Below are 20,841 nucleotides of genomic sequence, written 5' to 3'. Positions count from 1 at the left end.
TAAAAATGTGACATAGATTTTTTTGGTGTGATAAATATAATTATGTAAAGGAGAAGCAATGACATCGTATATTTTAAAAAGATTAGGATTAGCAATTTTATCTTTATTTCTACTTACATTTTTAACATATATTATAGTAGCTATATTTGCTCCAAACCCACTCCAAACTGAGTTGCAAGGTGCTCCAACAGCAGAGCAAATTGAGCAAATTAATATAAGAATAAGAGAACTAGGACTTTTGGATAATCCTATTTCAAGATACTTTAGGTGATTTGGCAATATTTTTAATGGAGATGTTGGACAAATTTACTCAAGCAATACAAATACAGCTATTGCCTTATCTATCCCGGAAGAATTCTTTAATAGAATTCCATATACATTAAGATTCGTTTTACCAAGCTTTATTATTAGTACAATTGCAGGTGTTCTATTAGGTTTATTAGCAGCTTATAACCGAGGAAAATGGTTGGATCATGGAACACAAATATTTACTAGATTGTTCGTGTCATTACCAAGTTTTGTTATAGCTCCGTTTTTCTTTATTTTATATGCCAGAGTATTTAATTGATTCGAAAATTTTCAAACCCTTTTATCAAATGGTCAGCTTGACAATATTTTTTCTGATGCTTCATTTAAAATTTATTTCTTTCCGGTAATTATCGTTACATTAATAAGTATGGCAGGTTATGCATCAGTAGTTAGAAATAACACTGTAGATATTTTAAAATCTAATTATGTTTTAATTGCAAGATCAAAAGGATTGAATGAATTTGAAGTATTTTTCAAATATGTTTTGAGAAATTCCGGAATCCCATTAATTAGTGTTATTCTGCCTTCATTTACTGTTTTACTTGGTGGTTCATTCGTTATCGAAAGTTTATTTGGTATTACAGGTTCGAGTCAAATTATTATTAGCTACTTCAGAATCGGTGAAATAAATGTAATTATGTTTAATAGTATTTTCTATGGTTCAATTTCTATTGTAATGGCAATTATTTTGGATTTAGCATTTGTTATTGTTGACCCAAGAATTAGAATTGCAAAGAGTTCTGAAATCAATACACTGAAAAAATTATCACTTAAAATTAAGCGTCAAAATTTCTTGATTGAAAACACTTTAGAAAAACCTAATAATCATAAAAATAAATATGTTGCATCAATAAATAATTGATATACATATTATTCTAGAAAGTTAATAAAAAATAAAGGAGGTAAAAATAATGGATAAAAATGAATTCAATAAGGCGTATAATCTTGGAAATTTAGATAAAGATTTATTTAAGAAAATAGATGCCGAAAAAGTTGCCATCAGTGAAATTGTTGGTAAACCCAAAAGGAATTTAATTGAAATTTTTAAAAGATTTTTTTCAAACCCATTTTATGCAATTTCATTTGTTATTTTTGTTACTCTTCTTATTTTAGCAATAATTGTTACATTTAATTCACCTTACGATGCTGAATCAGCAATTGTGTCAAATTTACCTACAAATGATGTTATTTATAATTTACCGCCATCTTGAAGCCCAATGCTAAGCCAGTCTAGGGTAGTTCCTCAAGACTTGCAAACACAAATTTCACTTATTCAAAGTGCTTTTCCGGAATTAGACTTACAATATGTCATTACAACCGCTACTGCCAATCAGACAACTGCAACATGAAATGCTTATGTTTTAATTCAAGGAATGGTAATGCGTCGTGAAGCTGCTTTAGTTGCTGCATATCCAGGAGCTATTGCTGGTATAGGTAATGCTGCAGCTTACCAAATAAAAGAAGCAAGTTTATTAACTTCATATTTCGGTACAGATTTAGCAGGTATTGATGTTTGAACTAGAACCGGAGTTTCAATTACAAATTCATTAGGCTTAGCGTTTCTAGTATCAACAATTACAATGGTGATTGGTTCTGGAATTGGAATATATTTAGGTTTTCACGTCGGAACTTGAATTGATACATTATTGCTTAGAATCATCGAGATATTTACACTTTTACCAGTATTAGTATTTTTTGTAATATTAACTGCTGCTTTTGGTACTTCTTTTTGAGCATTAGTTGTGTCACTAATATTTGTTGGTTGAGCTGACCCGGTTAGAACTGCACGTTTATATACAATTATTCTAAAAGATAGAGAATTTGTTGTTGCTGCTCAATCAATTGGTGCATCAAAAACAAGACGAATAATTTATCACATATTACCTGCTATATTAGGTAAATTAATAAACGTTTACGTATTATCGATACCTGGGATCATTTTCTTAGTTAGTTCATTAGCCTTTTTAGGATTCTTTAACGACCCTAATGCTGCAAATTTAGGTAATGTTTTAAGAAGAGCCGCAACTCCAACACAATTTGAAGCTAATTTATGAGCTTTATTGTTACCAGCCGGAGCTTTATTATTAATTACACTATCATTGCAATTTGTTGCTGTAGGTTTCCATGATGCTTTAGACCCCCGTTTAGGAAAGGCTAAATAATGTCTGAAAAAAAGGAATATCTTTTAAATGTAAAAAATTTAAAAATTAGTTTTAAAACAGGTCGCAAAAAAATAATTAACATTATTAGAGGTGTCGATTTTAAGGTTAGAGAAGCACAAATAATTGGACTTGTAGGTGAATCTGGTTCAGGTAAAAGTGTTAGTTCTAAATCATTATTAAATATTAACGAAGGCGCTATTGTAAAAGCCGAAAAAATCCAAGTAGATGATGTTGATATTTTAAAAGCATATAAATCTAAATCAAAAAGAAATTGAACAAAAATTCGTGGAAAAAAAATTGGATACATTCCACAAGATCCTCTTACATCTTTAAATCCAACTAGAAAAATAGGCGATCAAATGCTTGATGCCATTAAAAAAGATGAGCGATTTAAAAATAAAAAAGAGAAAATCGCTTATTGTATTGATCTTTTGGAAAAATTTGGTATTAGAGACGCAAAAGAAAGATTTTGAACATATCCACATTCATTAAGCGGTGGGCAAAAACAAAGAATTGTTATTGCAATGGTTGTTAGTTTGCGTCCAAAATTAATAATTGCCGATGAACCCACAACCGCGTTAGACCCAACCGTTCAAGCTGCTGTTTTAGCTTTATTTGAAACTATTAGAATGCAATACAAAATATCTATTATTTTCATAAGCCACAATATTTCTGTTGTTGCTAAATTTTGTGATTACATTTATGTGATGTATGCTGGAAGAATTGTTGAAAGAGCAACAAAATACGATTTATTTACAAATCCACAACACCCATATACTTGAGCATTACTACAATCAATACCGGAAGATAAAGATGTAAGTTTATATAACATTAAAGGTACACCTCCAGATATGGCTAATTTACATGTTGGTGATCCATTTGCACCTCGTAATGAATATGCAATGGAAATTGATTTTATAAAAGAACCTCCACTGTTTAAAGTTAGTGATAGTCATTATGCTGCTACATGATTACTTCATCCTGATTCACCAAAAATTGAAATACCTGAAAAATTAAAATTAAAATTAGAAACTACAAAGGAGATATTTAATAATGGAAATAACAACTAATAAAAAAATTCTTAGTGTTAATAATTTAAAAAAATATTTCCGAGTTTCTTCAGGAGTTGTAAAAGCTGTTGACGGAATAAGTTTTGATTTAAATGAAGGAGAAATTCTTGGTTTAATTGGTGAATCTGGTTCGGGAAAAACAACAGTTGGCAGAAGCTTGATTAGACTTTACGATGACTACTCTGGTATCGTTACAATGGACGATAAAATTATTAGCGGTAAAAGAATTTCAAAAGCCAATAATAAGTTTTTAAGAAGAAATATGCAAATGATATTTCAAGACCCTCATACATCTTTAAATGGACAACATAACATATTTTCGATTTTAAAAGAACCTTTAGTTGTAAATGGTATTTTAAAAGACCAATACAAAAATTTATTTTCTGACTGAAATCAAATCATTAGACATTTCAAATATACATTAAAAAGAGATATGTTGAAATCTGAATTATTAATCTATCAACATAAGAACCCATTAATCGCTGAATTTCAAAAAAAATGATTAAAAAAGTTACACTCTTTTAATTTTGACCAAAATCAATCACATGATGATATTTTTAATCGTATTTCGAAATTTTATGAAGATAAACAAAGTTTAATGAATCAAATGATTAATATGACTTATAAGCAAATAGAGTTGCTTGAAAATTCATATTTAAAATATCAAAAGCAATATAGAAATAATGATCTATTAATTGATGAAAAAAATCTTAAAGAAGCCGAGCAAAAATATTTATTAACTAAAAAACTCCAAAAACAATCAACTAAAAAAGTTGAAATGGAAGCAAAAATTAAAACTGCAAATGATAAATATAAAAATTTACTAAAATTTAAAAGAGAATATTCAAATCGTTCTCTTAATATTGTAAAAAATTACATTTATGAATACAAAACGGATTACAAATATTTTGATAATAATCGTATATCTAGCAAAGAATTCAAACAATATAATTTCAATGTTAAGCAAAAATATTTAACACTTAAAATAATTTCTGAATTAAAAACTCACCAAAAAAATTTAAATTATCTATCTGTAAAAACATTATCTAATTTAATTGATTCTTTAAGCAATTATTTTTCAGAGCAATTAGCAGTTATAAAATCAAATGATAAAAAATACGATGATACAAATATAAAATTACAAATTAATAAAAATTGGTCTTTCGATTTCAGTTCATATCTTACAGAAAATGCAAAACATCTAAATAAAGTTACAACTGAAATATCAAAAGCAAAAAGCGATATTGCACAGATGAAAGAAAAATATAAAAGCATGAGTGCTCCAGAACCAACACCGGAAAAATTGGAAGAAGTAACTCAATTGCTAAATGTTGCTAAAGCAGAATTTGCAAAAGAAACTAAAGCTTTTGAAGACAAATATTTAGAAAGATTTAAACAGTTAGATGTATCTATAGAATCACAAAAGAAAACATTTGAAAATTTTGCTAAAGATGAAAAAGAAATTGACGATTTATTGAAAAAAACTTATAGGAAATTTTTCGAAAATATAAAAAGTAATTCAAGCGATAAAAAAGAAGTTAAAAATACTATTAATAATTATAAAACAACTCTTAGTGCCAAAATGGATACTATGAAATCTTATGAAATGGAAATAAGAATTCTTTCAAAAGATATAGATAAAATTAAGCACTATTTTGGAATAAAAAAAGACCCATTTTCTAAATTACATATTAAGCAAATTGAATTAAGAAAATTAATTTATAAATCACTTGAAGATGTTGGTTTACTAAGACAATTTGCATATAGATATCCTCATGAATTTTCAGGAGGACAAAGACAAAGAATTGTTATTGCTAGAGCTTTAATTAGTAATCCAAAAGTTATTGTGGCAGATGAACCAATTGCTTCTCTTGATATTTCAATCCAAGCACAGGTTGTTAATTTATTAAAAGATTTATGTCGTAAAAGAGGATTTGCTTTAGTTTTCATTGCTCACGATTTATCAATGGTTGAATACATTGCAGATAAAATTCATATTATGCATTTAGGTAAAATTGTAGAAGAAGGTGAAACTAGAGAGATTTACAAAAATCCACTTCATCCTTATACAAATAATTTATTTGATTCAATACCAAAATTATCAAATGCAAATATACCTTTTAGAGCTTCTAATTTTAATTTAGAATATCTAGCTGAACAACGATTCCCTAATGTTGCAAAAATGTATGAAGTAAATGCTGAACATAATCTTTTTGCAACCGAAGAACAATTCAAAAGATGAACATCAGTAAATAATGAAGCAGAAGCTTAAAAAAATTGGTTTTTGAATTAAAAAAGAATTTAATTATAAAATTTTAATTGTTGCATTACTATTCAATTTATTAGTGATAATTGGTTCAATTTTATGATGACAGTATGGTCACAAAATCTACAATATTTGAACAATCTTAATGTCACTTTCTGCAGCATTGATTGTAATTAACATATTGCTTATCATAATTACCAAAACTGGCTTTATGGCTTCGTTAATTAAGCCTGGTTATGATTTTAAAAAGAGACGAGATCATAATAAAAAGAATAAATGAAATCAAGACGATTACGTCGGAGTTGATGAATATCATTTTAGGAAAATTCTTGAAGATAAAAATATTTCAGTTTTTGTTTTAACGATATTAATGGCTTTATTTTTAATTGTACTAAGCTTGCCATTTGTATTAGTTCTTGGTCCGAATTTTTAGAAAGGAACTTATGTTCAAATTTAAAAAAATAGCTCTTTCTACAGGAATTGTAATAAGTGCACCCATAATTGCCATTGCTGCTATTTCGTGTTCACAAGAAAGCCAAGATTCCTTTTTTAAAAATCTTGAAAGTAATGCTCCGATTGCATTAACTAACCAAAATAGAAATTTATATACAACATTTATTGAAAACTTTCCTAAAGGTAATATATTTAGTAATTCAGATAAATATACATATATTCAAGATAATTTCACAACAGACATTGCTAATGTTTATTTTGCTAATGTAAGCGCAAGAGTTAATTCTGATATTGAATCTGCAAGATTAGCCTTAGAAACAAGAAATTTAGATGGAAGTGTTGGACAAAATTCTGTAACCATTTCTAAAAATATTCAGAACATTTCTAATGTATCTTTTGAACCAACTACCATGCAATTAACTTTTACATATAGTGTTTATTATGAATTGCAAGTGGTTTCAAATGCCGGTCAAAATACTTCTGTTGTTGAATCAGGTTTTTCATATGAAGTGAATACAAATATTTCTGCAAGCACAAATATTCAGGTTAACAAATTAAGAACATATTTCAATAATGGTACAAACAATTTAAATAAAATATCTGAAAATGTAAGCTTTAATTTTGAGGCACTATTTGTAAATGATTTAGCACCATTTGCAAAGGCAAGTTAGGTTTTCAAAATGTATTAATAAAAAATAGGGCCCTTATTAGTAGTGTGCCCTATTTTTTTAAAAGGTACTGTGATCATATGCTCATTGAATATAGACATCTATTCTTTTTATTAAATCTGAAGCATTTTGAAAATCTATCAATCCCTGAAAATTATTCATCAACATTTCATGGAAAGGATAAAAAAGTGTCAGTGCAATTGGTTTTGACCCATTATGAAATTCTTCAAGTCTTACTTTAGTATACCCACTAGCATTTATTTTGTTTACATAATTAAATAGCAATGAAGATTTAAGTGATTGGATTGAACTAGAATCTTTTGGAACTATATAAATAATGTTCCTAGCTCAAAATTCATAATTTTGCTCAAAAAAATAATTGTAAACTTTATTTTCATTTCCAAATTTAGTAATAAATTCTCTTATTCACATTGGAAATTCTTTTTTGCTATTTTCAAGTCTATCTTTTCAGCTCGAAAGAGTAAAATGTTCGCAAGAAATTAGAATTGGTGTGGTGGCTAAAACTACCGGAGACATAATTACTAATTTAAATAAGGAAATTTTACTTTTGAACATAAGTTAAAGAAACATCAACCGGATCTCTTCTATATCTATTTCTATTACCTATTCTAAAAGTATATTCTTCGCCAGGTATAGGAGTAAATTCGCCTACTAAAACATTTCAATTATTATTGTTTCTTTTGAAAACAATTTCACCTTTACCATTTAGAATAGATAATTCCATTTCTATTCCATTATTTGCAACTCATGAACTAGATACCCGAACTGGTTGAGAACTTTCGAAGCTTTTTTTCATTTCGTAATTAATCCCAATTTCAATTTTTTTAAATACAGAATTTTCAATAGCTTGCTTCATCAGTTTGTAATTTGGTATTCCAAAACCAATTTTTGGATCATATAAATTATTTTGAGTTTGTCCGTTAAATGATGAACTAGCTATTAAGATATTTTTTGAAATTGATGCTTCATCTCCTGCTTCCATTTTCTCCTTATATTCTGTTTTAAGCATTGCGAGTAAGTTGGTTATAAGAGGTGCTGCAAATGATGTACCATGACTTAAGGTATATTCGTTTAATTTTCTAAGTAATTCAGTATTAAGAAAATTTATAATGTCATCAGTAGTTTTTTGGAAAAAATCATGAATTGCATTCAATGGAATTGCAAATGGATTTGGAAGTCTCAATAATTTAAAAATAAATGAAAATGGGTTTATTGCATCTAATATTGCGAGATTAATTTTGTGGATTATTTCAACAACCTGCTTAGTGGTTTTAATAATTTCTAAAATTTTATTGGCAAGATCTCTAATGTTTATATTGTTAATAAAATATTGCATATTTTGAAAATGTTTTTCAAAATTAGTTCCTGGGGCAGCAACAGTTAAATAATTGTAATGTTTTTTTTGTATCATCATCGTAATCTTCACGACTTATTTCTGAAAAATACATGTTTTCTAGCGGTCTGTTTTCATCACCTAAATAATTTTGCTCAATCGCTCCTACAATAATTGAATTCATAGATGAATTATAGCTATCAATATATTTATAAATTCCTCCATCAAGATTAGCATCATTACCGGCTGCATTTACAATTGTTAAATCTCTATTGAAATAAACCATACGATCTATAATGTTTGCAAATTTATCGAAAAAAATTGTCTTATCTATTTTCTTTTTAAAACCCCAGCTATTGTTAATTAGTTTTATTCCGTTGTTAATTAAAGTGTCGTATGAAGGCATAACTCGATAGCTGTTTTTTAGAGACGTTGCATAAATATCGCCGTTTCATATTGTTGATTCAGCTCCCATAATTATAGAAGCAACTGCTGTAGCATGAGACAGACCTAGTCGTGTTCTGTTGACAATATTGTAAATTGCTGGTTCAAATATTGTTGCATCAATTCCTAAAAATTTGTGCCCTTTCAATATATGTCCATCTTTATCATTTTCGTTAATTAGGTCATTATATGTTTGGTTATCAGAATACCTTTGATCTCAAGAATATAGATAGTGTAAATTAATTTTATTTTTAAATAATCTGTATTCATTAACAGGAGTTCCCCACCATTCTATCATCCCAACTCTTTTAATGTCTTTGTGATGTTTGTAATTAAATTTATTTATATAATTATCATCTAATCCAAAAACTTGAAATTTATCAACCATTTCAAAATTTGATAATTTATTTTTTTCGACAAAACGGTTTATTTCAATTTTTTCTCAATCTCATGATGATCCAGGATCGTTTCTTCAATCTCATGGATTATCTTGAAATAGTGTATAGTAAGGCATCACTTCTGCTGTACTAACAATTTCATGCAAATTATTTTCTTTTAAATCTATAAATTTGTTAACAATTGAATCATAATTATTTGAAATATCATTTATGAGTTTTAAATTAATTTCAAAGTCTGATTTATTTTTAAATGAATACACTACGATCCCCGAATATTTTGATTCATAAAGAGACACAACATTTGTATCTAGTAATTTTCTAATTTTAATATTTACTTTTTCGATAAAATCTAGTCTTTGATTTTCATCACTAAATAGATAAGTAATATCATCAGTTTGTTCATATTCATCTACTCATTCATAATCAACTAATGAACTTTCCGAAATAATTTCAGTATCTTTGTAAGACAATGAATATCCATTTTTAATACTAAAATCATTTCAATTTGCCTTTTCATTAGTATTATTTTCATTTTTCACTCGGTGAATAACTGTATTTAAGTGATTTGAGGACAATGCAAAAAACGTTACCGGCAAACTTGCTAATAGTCCAATGTTTAATAGTTTTTTTATTATATTTTTCTTTTTCATTTATTCATTATCAATACAAGTAACTATAAATTGAAAAATTTTGGCGAATCAAACAAATTAGTACGGTTATTTTAAAAAAACTGATATAATATGCAATGTTAAATAACTAAATGATTAGTTCAAACATGTTTAAAATCTATAAATTTAAAACATGTGGTTCAATTAATTATTTACGAGTTTAATTTTTATTGTATAATCAAAAAAGTGTGATTGCGTAGCTCAGCTGGATAGAGCACGAGCCTTCTAAGCTTGTGGTCGGAGGTTCGAATCCTCTCGCGATCGCCATTTTTTTATTGCCTTTTTTTAAGACTGTATTGATATTTTACTTGCATTTGTTTCTTAAAAAATCCAATTTTTATTTTAAGCAATCAACAAACTATGGAATTTATTTAAGTACAAACTGTAAATTAAAAAACAAAATTTATCAATATGAATTGAAAAATTTATTGTTCTGTTTTTTATAGGTTTTATCATTGTTATTTTTCAAACTATACTTCAGTTGCTCATAATAAAAATGCTACAAAATTATTAAAAACATTTGAAAAGGCAAAAAAATATTAGAATATAATTATAAATAACGCAATTACTACAAATTAAGGAGAAAAAATGGCTAATAGATCATTTGATAAAGTAAACAGTGAAATTAAAGTAGAAATCCAAGTTCCAAGTGAATCATGGGCAGAAGCTCAGAAAAAAGCCTTTAATAAACTAGCAACTAATTTAAAAATAAAAGGAATGCGTCAATCAAAATTAACTGAAGCAAAGAAAAAAGTAGCAAGCAAAATGATTTCTTCACAATCTATTTGACAAGAAGCATTAAGTCAGAAGTTTTTACAAGTTTATTTACAAGAAGCATTAAAAGAAATTAAAGATACTGATCAAGTTATCGATCATCCTACTTTTGATGTATCAAAAATTTCAGATTCTGAATTAACAATTTCTTTTTCATTTCCAACATATCCAGAAATGAAAAAGTTTGAATACAAAAAATTAGGTGTTAAATTTGGCTCAATCAAACCTACACAAAAAGATATTGATGAAGAAATCAAGACAATTGTTAAAAGACATTCAAAATTAGTTGAATCTAATGAAAAAGCTGAAAAAGGTGATGACATGACTTTTGACTTTACTGGATTTATTGATGGTAAAGAATTTGAAGGTGGAGCAGCAGAAGATCACAGTTTAATAATTGGTGGAGGCACATTTATTCCAGGTTTTGAAGATCAACTTGTAGGTCTTAAAAAAGGTGATAAATCTGAAGTTAAAGTTACTTTCCCAAAAGATTATTATGTTGATGAATATAAAGCTAAAGATGCAGTTTTCAAAATTGTTGTTAAAGCAGTTAAAAAACGAGAAAAAACTGAATTAACAAAAGAGTTCATTGAAAAATTAGGAATTGAAAATGTTTCTACTGTTGAACAATTAACAAAATATGTTAAAGAAAAATTAGATGTTGAATTAATTGAGCGTTCAAAAGCAGAATTCAAAACTGCAATTATAAAAGCTATCGATGAAAAAAGTGAAATAGTTTACCCACGTGTTTTAGTTTTAAAAGAAATGAAAAAAATCAATGAAAAATTTGAAGAAACATTAAAACAACAAGGTATTACTCGTCCTGAATATTTAGAATTTACAAAAATGGATGAAGAAAAACTAGCTGAACAAATTAAAGCTGAAGCAACAAAATCTTTAACAGAACAAATGATAATGATTGAAGTTTCTCGACTTGAAAAAATTAATGCTGAAGAAAAAGATTATGAAAGCTTCTACATTAGATTAGCAAGTCAATATGGTATGCCTTTAAAATCTGTTAAAGATGCTTTACCAAAAGCTCAAATGCAAGTATCGATAGTTAATGAAATGATCATAAATAAATTAATCGAATTAAATGATGAAAAAGCATTTGCTGAAATTTCTAAAATAGAAGCTAAAAGACTTGAAGAAGATAAAGCAAAATTACTTGCAAGTGAAAAAGCAACAGCTGAAAAAGAAATAAATAATTCTTCAAAAGCAGACAAACAACCTGCTGCTAAAAAAGAAACAAAAACTAAAAAATAAGCTTAACAATATAAATTCCGCACTTTTATAAGTGCGTTTTTTGTTCTTTAATAATAAAACTTGGATAAGTAATTATTTAGTAAAATGTTATATATGTTTGATAAGTTAAAAAATTCATTTAATACAGTTTTTAAATCTACAGAAATGAGAATAGCTGAAGCTTCTTTGGTTAAAATAAATTCTTACCAAGATAAGTTTCGAAATATGTCGGATCAAGATTTGCGGCAAATGACAGAAATATTTCGCAAGAGACTGCAAGAAGGCGAAACGCTAGAAGATATTAGAGAAGAGGCATTTGCAACTGCTAGAGAAGCTACTTATAGAATCTTAGGAAAGTTCCCATATGATGTGCAAATGATTGGCGGAATTATTCTTGATTTAGGTTCAGTGGCGGAAATGAAAACCGGGGAAGGTAAAACAATTACTTCTATTGCTCCAGTTTATTTAAATGCCTTGGAAAGTAAAGGTGTAATTGTTTCAACAGTTAATGAATATCTAGCTGAACGTGATGCACTTGAAATGGGACAAGTGCACAATTTTTTAGGAATTACAGTTTGTACAAATAAACCACAAATGGACCCAAATTTAAAACGTCAAATGTATGCTTGTGATGTAACTTATTCAATTCACTCAGAATTAGGATTTGATTATCTTAGAGACAATATGGTTAAATCAATGGATCAAAAAGTGCAACGCGGCTTAAATTACATTTTAATTGACGAAGTAGATTCAATTTTAATTGATGAAGCTAAGACTCCATTAATCATTTCCGGTGGTGAAGAAAATAACTCTGCTTTATATCAAAGTGCTGATCAATATGTTCGTACAATTTCTAAAGAAGATTTTGAAATTGACGAAGAAAGTAAAACAATTAAATTAACTGAAAGTGGAATTAATAAAGCTAATAAATTTTTTAATTTACACAATTTGTATGACATTAAAAATAGTGAATTAGTTCACCGAATTCAAAATGCGCTTCGAGCTCATAAAATTATGTCAATAAATGTTGAGTACATAGTTAGAGAAGGTAAAATTGAATTAGTAGATGCTTTTACAGGTAGAGTCATGGAAGGAAGAGCTTATTCAGAAGGTCTTCAACAAGCTATCCAGGCAAAAGAACTTTTAGAAATTGAACCAGAAACAAAAACATTAGCAACTATTACATATCAAAATTTTTTCAGAATGTTTAAAAAGCTATCAGGAATGACAGGAACTGGAAAAACAGAAGAACAAGAATTTATTGATATTTACAACATGAGAGTCAACGTAATTCCAACAAATAAACCAATTGTTAGAATCGACGATGAAGATGTAATTTATCTAGATATGGAAAGTAAAAACAGAGGAATTGTAAATGAAGTTAAAAGAGTCCATGCGACTGGCCAGCCACTTTTAATCGGAACTCAGCAAATTGAACAATCCGAAGAATTACATAGACTATTTAAAAAAGAAGGCATCCCGCATACTGTTTTAAATGCCTTACAAAATTCTAGTGAAGCTGATATTGTTAGTCGTGCTGGTAAATTTGGAGCAGTTACTATTGCTACAAATATGGCTGGTAGAGGAACTGATATTAAGCCTGATAAAAAATCTCTTGAAGTTGGTGGTTTATATGTTCTTGGAACCGAAAAAGCTGAAAGTAGAAGAATTGATAATCAATTAAGAGGAAGAAGTGGTAGACAAGGCGATATTGGTTATTCAAGATTTTTCCTTTCTCTTGATGATCAATTAATTCTTCGTTTTTCAGTTCAAGATAGATGAAAAAAAATATTTGCTAAAGCTGGTCAAGATCCAATTAATGATAAAGGTTTATTAAGTGTTGTGAACCGAGCCCAGAAAAAAATTGAAGGTTTCAATTACGATTCAAGAAAAACTGTTTTAAATTACGACGATGTTATTCGTCAGCAAAGAGATTTAATTTATTCACAAAGAGACTTAATTTTAACTATCAAAGATCACATGTATATTATCGAAAGAATGATTGTTAGAAGTGTTGAACATTTACTTAAATTGCCAACTTTTTACTTACAAAATGGTGACATTAATTACGAAAAGTTTACCAACTATTTAAACGAGCAATTTTTAACACAACTTCCTTATAAATTTAAAAAAGAAAAATTAGCTTCTTTACATAAAGAAGAATTAATATCTTTTGTAAGCGATGTTTTAGCAGATGAATATGAAGAATTAAGACTTAACATTGGCGACAATTATGGTGAAGAAGTAATTAATGCAGAAGAAAGAATTAAAATAATAACTCAATTAGATGCACTATGACAAAACCATATTAATTCAATGGATAAATTACGTTCAAATACTAATTTAGTTCAATATGCACAAAAAAATCCTTATCAAGTTTATACAGAACAAGGGACTAAAAAATTTGATAATTTATTAATTGAAATAGCTCTTCAATCAGTAGCTTCTTTATTTAATAATTATTCTGCTCAACCAAGAAGAAATGCAGGAGATATCGCAAGACAGCACAATTTATTAATAAGTGAAAAAGATATCGAAGCATTAAAAAATAATGATTTAAGTTCATTGAATGCTGATTTACTACCATTTGTAAATACACTAAATCCTGAGCAAAGAAAGCAACTTTTAGATGCTTTTCAACACATTGTGCCGCAAGGTAATAATGTTAAAACTGAACCTGAAAATCCTAATCAAGAATAGTTACTTTTTCATCAATTTTCTATGACGTTCTAATGTTGAAGAAAAAGTTATATTTTTATAATCTGGAAAAATTAAAATTGTTTCCAGATTTTTATTTAGCATTTTATTTCCAGCAGCTAATTCCAATTCATAATTGTAATCTTGCAAATTGCGAGCACTTCTAATTAAATAATTAGCTCCAATTTTTTGTGCAAAAACAGCTGTAAATTCATGTTCATTTACTAATACGCTAACATTATCAAATTCTTTAATTTCATTTTTAATATTTTCACAATTTATCAAAATATCTTCTTGTTTTGGTTTATCAGGATTTTGTGTAACAACAACATAAACATGGTCAAATATTTTTGCTGCTTTTATTAAAATTTCCTTGTGTCCTAAATGGAACGGATTAAATGAACCTGGGAACATTGCTATTTTTGAATTTTTACTCATTTAATTAATATAATAATGCAAACTAGATAAAAAGTAATTATGAAAATTGAAGAATATTCCGATATCAAAGAAGCAAGCATTATTCTGGCTCAAAAAGTTAATGCAATTGTAAAAACTAACGAAAAATCAAAAATCCTTTTTCAAGCTAGTGAGAAATTAACTGACTTTTATTTTTTTCTAACTCACTTAGCATATGAAGAATTTGTTGATTTTGATAAAGTTCGTTTTTATTCCAATCTAGAACTAGATAATATTGATGAATCAAGCACTGAATCTTTTTATCACTTTCTAAATGAAAAATTTATTTCTAAAACTTTACTAGAAGATATACATTTTCCAGATGAAAATAATTTTTCAGAAATTCTGAATCATGACAAAGTTATTGATGTAGCTGTTTTAGTTTTAAATCAAAATGGATCATTTACCTATTCTAGTCAAAATTTAGACAATAAAATTTGTATCAAAGATAAAGCAACAACACAAAATACAGAATTGCTATTACAAAATCAAAAAGAGAATATTACTAACAATACAAGTATCTGGTCAATGCCTATTTCGACACTACTAAAAGTTAAAAAACTTTATATTTTTGCAATAGATAATTTTGCTTTAGAGTTAATTGAAAAAGCAAAAAGCTATTCTGAATTTGATCCAGATTTCCAATTAAGTATTATTTCTCAATTAGATGATGTTGAATTTTCTATTTTAAAAAGTAAGTAACTTTAGTAAGTTTTTTCTAAAGTGGTTATTTAACAATATAATCAAATCATGTTTAAATTAGTTTCAAAATATTCTCCAGCAGGTGATCAGCCAAATGCCATTAAACAATTAGTTGAAGGGATTAAAGAAAATAAATCTGATCAAGTTCTTTTAGGTGTAACCGGTTCAGGTAAAACGTTTACAATTGCCAACGTAATTCAACAAGTTCAAAGACCAGTTTTAGTTTTATCACATAATAAAACACTTGCAAGTCAGCTATATGTAGAATTAAAAGAATTTTTCCCAGAAAATCATGTTGAATATTTTATTTCATATTTTGATTATTATCGTCCAGAAGCATATATGCCAAGTACAGACACATATGTTGATAAAACAAGTAAAACTAATTCAGATATTGAGGCAATGAGAATGTCAACTTACAATACATTGTTAACACACAAAGATACAATCGTTGTTGCTAGTGTTGCTTCAATTTACGGGGTCCAAAATCCTGAAGATTATGAATCAGGATTTATTGAAATTTTTAGAGGACTAAAAATTAAAAGAAGAGAGTTTTTTCTTGAACTAGTTAAAAGACAATATAAAAGAAATCCAGTAAGTTTAAATCCTGGTGAATTTAACGCTAAAGGCGATGTAATTGAAATATATCCTTCTTGAGATACTGAAAAAATTATTAGAATAGATTTATTTGGAGATGAAATTGAAGAAATTGCAATTGTTGATCCATTAAATAAAACAGTAATAAAAAGACATGATAAATATTGGATTTATCCAGCAAGTGCTTATGCAATGTCAGCTGATGCTTTAAAAAGAGCAATAGAGTTAATTAAAGAAGAATTTGCAATTAGAAAAGAAGAATTTAGAGAAGCAAATAAATTGCTAGAATTGCAAAGATTAGATCAAAGAATTACTTCAGATATAGATAATCTTCAAGAATTTGGTTTTACACCAGGAATCGAAAATTATTCTCGTCATCTTGATGGTAGAGCCGAAGGTCAGCAACCATATACATTATTTAATTATTTAGCTAAAGATACATTATTAATTATCGATGAATCACATATGATGATTCCGCAATTACATGCAATGTATAAAGGTGATCGAGCTAGAAAAATGAACCTAGTTGAATATGGATTTAGATTGCCTTCAGCTTTAGATAACAGACCATTAAAATTTGAAGAATTTAATAAATTTGATTTGCAAAAAATATATGTTTCTGCTACACCAGCTGATTATGAATTAGAAAAGGCAAATAACGAAGTTGTTAGATTAGTTATTAGACCAACAGGGTTATTAGATCCAATTATTGAAGTAAGAAAAAGTGAAAATCAAATTGAAGATATTTATGATCGTATTCAAGAACAAAAAGCTAAAAATGAAAGAACATTGATCTTAACTACTACTAAAAGATTTAGTGAAGAATTAACTAGATATTTTCAGACAAAAGAAGAAAAAGTTGCTTACATTCATAGTGAACACAAAACGTTTGAACGTAATGAAATTCTTAGAAAATTACGTAAGGGAGTTTACGATATTGTAATTGGAATTAATCTTCTTAGAGAAGGTATTGATTTACCCGAAGTTTCCTTAATTCTAGTTTTAGATGCTGATAAAGAATCCTTTATGCGTAATACAAGAAGTTTAATTCAGATTGCTGGTAGAGCTGCTCGTAATGCAAATGGTAGAGTTATTTTTTATGCTGATTCTATTAGTAAAAGCATGAAAGAAACAATGCAAGATAATGAAGAAAAAAGACGCATCCAAATTGAATATAATGAAAAAAATAATATTGTTCCTAAAACGATTATAAAAGAAATTCCTGAAGCAATTCAAGGACATGGTTTAGAAAATGCTATTGATTATTATTTACATCAAGAAAAAGACAAGAAAAACCAAAAAGAAAACAAAATGAGAGTAACTTCAAAAGAAGAAGTTATTGCAACATTAAGAAAACAAATGAAGCAAGCTGCCAAAGATATGAATTATGAAAGAGCAGCTGAATTAAGAGATTTAATTTTAGAATTGGAAGCTGATTAAAATGAAATTTATTTTAGCAGGTACTGGTAATTTTGGATACCAGTCATTTAAAAAAATTATTGAAAATTATGAAGTATTAGCAATTGTAACTCAGCCAGATAAGCCGGCAAATCGAGGGATGAAAATTAAGCCTAATCCCGTTAAAGAATTAGCTTTAGAAAATAACATTAAATTATATCAACCTGACAAAATTGGAAAAATTTATGATGAATTAAGTGTGCTTGATTTTGATTATTTACTTAGCGCAAGTTTCGGTCAATACGTTCCTATGAAAGTTTTAGATTTAGCTAAAAAAGGCTCGTTAAATATACATGGTTCTTTACTACCAAAATATCGCGGCGCTGCCCCTATTCAGTATAGTTTATTAAATGGCGATGATAAGACTGGAATCACTTTAATGTATATGGCCAAAGAAATGGATGCAGGTGATATGCTTGCTAAAGCACAAATAAATATTGAGCCCAATGATATAGCTGATGATTTATTTATAAAACTTGCTGATCTAGCTTCTGAAAACATAGTAAAGTGGCTAAACAATTTAGATCAAGGAATTTTGAAACCAATTAGTCAAAATCATGATTTAGCAACTTTGAGTCCGAAGTTATTTAAGGAAGATTCATTTATTGATTTTAAAAATATGAATGCTCAAGAAGCAATTAATAAAATGAGAGCTTTTGCAACAAACCCAGGTGCTTGAACAATGATTGATGATAAAAGAATTAAACTATATAATGCAGTAGATGATAAGTCAAAAATTAGTCCTAAATTCAAAAATCATCCTTCCATAATTGAACTAGAAACTAAAGATAAAAAAATATATTTAATTGATTATCAAATAGCTGGTAAAAAGAGAATTTCAAACTATTAAACTAATTTTTATGAGTACAAACACTAGCAAATTTATAGGCAATAATTATTTTTTTTAATTTCAATTTTTCTATAAAAGACTATAATAAAATCACATAAAAATCTAAGGAGAAAAGATGACAAGAATTGCTATTAATGGATTTGGACGAATCGGTCGTACAACTCTAAGATATATTTTCGAACACCACGATGGAGAAGTAGAATTGGTCGCAGTTAATGATTTAACATCAATCGAAAACATTATCTACTTATTAAAATATGATTCAGTTTACAGATCATTTATTGGTGAAATCGAACAAACAGCTGAAGGATTTAAATATCGTAAAAAAGGTATTGCAAATGATAAATGAAGAGAAGTTAAAGTATTAGCTCAAAGAGATCCTTCACAATTACCATGAAAAGATTTAAAAATCGACGTTGTTATTGAAGCTACTGGTTTCTTTGCAAATAAATCAGGTGCACAATTACATATTAATGCTGGTGCTAAAAAATGTATTATTTCAGCTCCAGGTGGTAACGATGTTAAAACTATTGTTTACAATGTAAACCATGAAACTTTAACAAAAGAAGACACTATTATTTCTGCTGCTTCATGTACAACAAACTCAATTGCTCCAGTTATTAAATTCATGGATGAATCATTCAAAATTTTAGTTGGTAAAATGACAACTATTCACGCTTACACAGGTAACCAAGGATTAGTTGATATGCCTGCTGCTAAAGACTTACGTAGAGGTAGAGCTGCTGCTCAAAACATTGTTCCTTCTTCAACAGGTGCTGCTAAAGCTATTGGTTTAGTTATACCTTCAGTTGCCGGAAAATTAGATGGTGCTGCTATTCGTATTCCAACTATTGTAGGTTCATTATCAGATTTAACATTTGTATTAGGTAAAAAAGTTACAGTTGAAGAAGTTAATGCTGCTGCTAAAGCTTTTTCAGACAAAATTAAACCTACATTTGGTTACAACACAGACGAAATTGTGTCATCAGACATTATTGGATCAACACACGGTTCAATTTTCGATGCTACATTAACAAAAGTTGTTGAAGCTAAAGAAGATGGTAAACAATTAGTTACAGTTGGAGCATGATATGACAATGAAATGTCATTCGTTTCACAATTAGTAAGATTAATCTTACATGTTGCTAAAATTTAATTTTTACTAAATCATTTAAAACATGCAAAAATTTGTGCATGTTTTTTTATTTATTTTTGCTCCAAATATTTAAATATAAAAAAAGCCACTTTTGTGGAAAATTGCTAAAATTACAAAAATGGACCTAAAACAAAACTCGTTATTATGACAAGGACAAGTACAATCTCCTACCTGAAATGATGCTGGTCAAAAACCAATATTTTTTTCAATATTTATTATTGTGTTGCTTCTTTTAATAATACTTTCATTTTTTAGTGCAACATTAAGTATTAAATTTAAAACTCAAATAGCTAGTGCTTCAAAAGCAAAACTTATAATCAACATAGCTTTTTCAATTGTTGGTGCATTAATTTTATCGCACTTTATGTTGAGAACATTTGTGATTTTAAATGTATTTAGTCCTAATAACAATTTATATCCAAGATTGTGAGAAGCAATTCCATTACATTGATCTAGATTGCTTATTTTAGTAAATATATTTTATTTATTTGCCGGCCATAAAATCCGTTCAAGTGAATATATGCATTTTTCAGCATACATATCTGTTATTACTGGAATCGCTGCTTTAACTACACCTGATTTAAGCGGAAACATTGCAGTATATGGTGTTGAAGTAAAATGAGGATCTCGTTCATTAGTATTTTGAGATTATTTAGTTACTCACTTAGAAAATGTTTTTATTCCGTGAATATTATTACTTCTTTATCGACCAAAATTAACTTTTAGAAGAAGTTATCAAATTGTGATTGTCATTTTTTCATATTTAATGATAATGCTGATGTTAAATTCATTTACTGCTATATCAAAGGACTTAAATTGACATGCAAATTGAGCTTATGTAAGTATTTCAAGTGATATTAATCCTTTTGTTTCAAACTTGGCTCCGCCATTAACAAAATTCCCACTTCATGTAATAACTTACACAATTCTTTTTGGTACCCTTTCATATTTAGGAGCGCTTATTTACTATTTTAGTGATAAAGCCTTTGCTAAATTTAATAAAAATTTTGAAGCAATGCCTAAGTGAGAAATTAATTGAAATTTCAAAGAAAAAATCAAAAAGCTACAATCTAAATTCAAATTAACAAAACATAAACAATAAATAGGCAAATAT

At 27.8% G+C, this 20,841-nt stretch carries 17 protein-coding genes and 1 tRNA gene; 14 read left to right on the top strand and 4 right to left on the bottom strand.

Translation table 4 applies throughout. The features are described from left to right. Nucleotides 1-58 precede the first annotated feature (58 nt). The 6 genes from CG473_RS01820 to CG473_RS01795 are packed head-to-tail and all read left to right on the top strand — an operon-like array spanning nucleotide 59 to nucleotide 6,931. Nucleotides 59-1,228 carry an ABC transporter permease gene (locus CG473_RS01820; protein ID WP_094254606.1) on the top strand — a complete coding sequence of 390 codons (1,170 nt, stop codon included), beginning with the start codon at nucleotides 59-61 and terminating at the stop codon, nucleotides 1,226-1,228. Continuing rightward, nucleotides 1,221-2,471: an ABC transporter permease gene (locus CG473_RS01815; protein ID WP_094254605.1), complete on the top strand. Its 1,251-nt coding sequence runs from the start codon at nucleotides 1,221-1,223 to the stop codon at nucleotides 2,469-2,471. Before CG473_RS01820 ends, CG473_RS01815 begins: the two co-directional genes overlap by 8 nt. Continuing rightward, nucleotides 2,471-3,541 (top strand): ABC transporter ATP-binding protein, encoded by a 1,071-nt coding sequence (locus tag CG473_RS01810; RefSeq protein WP_094254604.1) that lies wholly within the window; start codon nucleotides 2,471-2,473, stop codon nucleotides 3,539-3,541. The genes CG473_RS01815 and CG473_RS01810 overlap by 1 nt, the downstream gene beginning before the upstream one ends. After that, on the top strand, nucleotides 3,525-5,813 hold the full coding sequence (locus tag CG473_RS01805; RefSeq protein WP_094254603.1) for an ATP-binding cassette domain-containing protein: 2,289 nt from the start codon (nucleotides 3,525-3,527) through the stop codon (nucleotides 5,811-5,813). Before CG473_RS01810 ends, CG473_RS01805 begins: the two co-directional genes overlap by 17 nt. Next, entirely contained in the window at nucleotides 5,797-6,240 is a 444-nt protein-coding gene (locus tag CG473_RS01800; RefSeq protein WP_094254602.1) for a hypothetical protein, read from the top strand. The genes CG473_RS01805 and CG473_RS01800 overlap by 17 nt, the downstream gene beginning before the upstream one ends. Nucleotides 6,241-6,250: 10 nt before the next feature. Continuing rightward, entirely contained in the window at nucleotides 6,251-6,931 is a 681-nt protein-coding gene (locus tag CG473_RS01795) for a hypothetical protein (RefSeq protein WP_094254601.1), read from the top strand. Nucleotides 6,932-6,988: 57 nt separating this feature from the next. Here CG473_RS01795 and CG473_RS01790 read toward each other — a convergent pair whose 3' ends face one another. The 3 genes from CG473_RS01790 to CG473_RS01780 are packed head-to-tail and all read right to left on the bottom strand — an operon-like array spanning nucleotide 6,989 to nucleotide 9,774. Beyond that, nucleotides 6,989-7,465 (bottom strand): hypothetical protein, encoded by a 477-nt coding sequence (locus CG473_RS01790; RefSeq protein WP_148130226.1) that lies wholly within the window; start codon nucleotides 7,463-7,465, stop codon nucleotides 6,989-6,991. 25 nt (nucleotides 7,466-7,490) lie between these two features. Further along, a complete protein-coding gene (locus tag CG473_RS01785; RefSeq protein WP_133509971.1) occupies nucleotides 7,491-8,360 on the bottom strand; it encodes a hypothetical protein in 870 nt (289 codons plus the stop codon). Continuing rightward, on the bottom strand, nucleotides 8,308-9,774 hold the full coding sequence (locus CG473_RS01780; protein ID WP_094254598.1) for a S8 family serine peptidase: 1,467 nt from the start codon (nucleotides 9,772-9,774) through the stop codon (nucleotides 8,308-8,310). Before CG473_RS01780 ends, CG473_RS01785 begins: the two co-directional genes overlap by 53 nt. A gap of 208 nt (nucleotides 9,775-9,982) precedes the next feature. On the opposite strand from CG473_RS01780, the gene CG473_RS01775 reads away from it, so the two are divergent. From CG473_RS01775 to secA, 3 genes are all read left to right on the top strand, one after another. Further along, nucleotides 9,983-10,059 (top strand) — tRNA-Arg (locus CG473_RS01775). Between the two features lie 321 nt (nucleotides 10,060-10,380). Continuing rightward, entirely contained in the window at nucleotides 10,381-11,832 is a 1,452-nt protein-coding gene (gene tig, locus CG473_RS01770; RefSeq protein ID WP_094254597.1) for a trigger factor, read from the top strand. Nucleotides 11,833-11,925: 93 nt separating this feature from the next. After that, nucleotides 11,926-14,511, top strand: coding sequence for a preprotein translocase subunit SecA (secA, locus tag CG473_RS01765; RefSeq protein WP_094254596.1), 2,586 nt, complete (start codon nucleotides 11,926-11,928; stop codon nucleotides 14,509-14,511). Here the strand turns inward: secA and coaD are convergent, their stop codons facing one another. Beyond that, nucleotides 14,512-14,946, bottom strand: a complete 435-nt coding sequence (gene coaD / locus CG473_RS01760) for a pantetheine-phosphate adenylyltransferase (protein ID WP_094254595.1) — start codon at nucleotides 14,944-14,946, stop codon at nucleotides 14,512-14,514. 39 nt (nucleotides 14,947-14,985) lie between these two features. On the opposite strand from coaD, the gene CG473_RS01755 reads away from it, so the two are divergent. The 5 genes from CG473_RS01755 (at nucleotide 14,986) to CG473_RS01735 (ending at nucleotide 20,829) form a co-directional block, all read left to right on the top strand. Further along, entirely contained in the window at nucleotides 14,986-15,666 is a 681-nt protein-coding gene (locus tag CG473_RS01755) for a hypothetical protein (protein ID WP_094254594.1), read from the top strand. 48 nt (nucleotides 15,667-15,714) lie between these two features. Continuing rightward, nucleotides 15,715-17,703 carry an excinuclease ABC subunit UvrB gene (gene uvrB / locus CG473_RS01750; RefSeq protein WP_094254593.1) on the top strand — a complete coding sequence of 663 codons (1,989 nt, stop codon included), beginning with the start codon at nucleotides 15,715-15,717 and terminating at the stop codon, nucleotides 17,701-17,703. Nucleotide 17,704: 1 nt separating this feature from the next. After that, nucleotides 17,705-18,571: a methionyl-tRNA formyltransferase gene (gene fmt, locus CG473_RS01745; RefSeq protein WP_094254592.1), complete on the top strand. Its 867-nt coding sequence runs from the start codon at nucleotides 17,705-17,707 to the stop codon at nucleotides 18,569-18,571. Nucleotides 18,572-18,686: 115 nt separating this feature from the next. Further along, entirely contained in the window at nucleotides 18,687-19,727 is a 1,041-nt protein-coding gene (gene gap, locus CG473_RS01740) for a type I glyceraldehyde-3-phosphate dehydrogenase (protein ID WP_094254591.1), read from the top strand. A 118-nt stretch (nucleotides 19,728-19,845) separates the two neighbouring features. Next, nucleotides 19,846-20,829 carry a TMEM164 family acyltransferase gene (locus CG473_RS01735; protein ID WP_094254590.1) on the top strand — a complete coding sequence of 328 codons (984 nt, stop codon included), beginning with the start codon at nucleotides 19,846-19,848 and terminating at the stop codon, nucleotides 20,827-20,829. Nucleotides 20,830-20,841 lie beyond the last annotated feature (12 nt).

Source organism: Mycoplasma testudineum (assembly GCF_002245785.1).
GTDB classification, from domain to species: Bacteria; Bacillota_I; Bacilli_A; order Mycoplasmatales; family Metamycoplasmataceae; genus Mycoplasmopsis_B; species Mycoplasmopsis_B testudinea.
The sequence above is the reverse complement of the archived record's forward strand: the minus strand, read 5'-3'. Positions and strand labels throughout refer to the sequence as shown.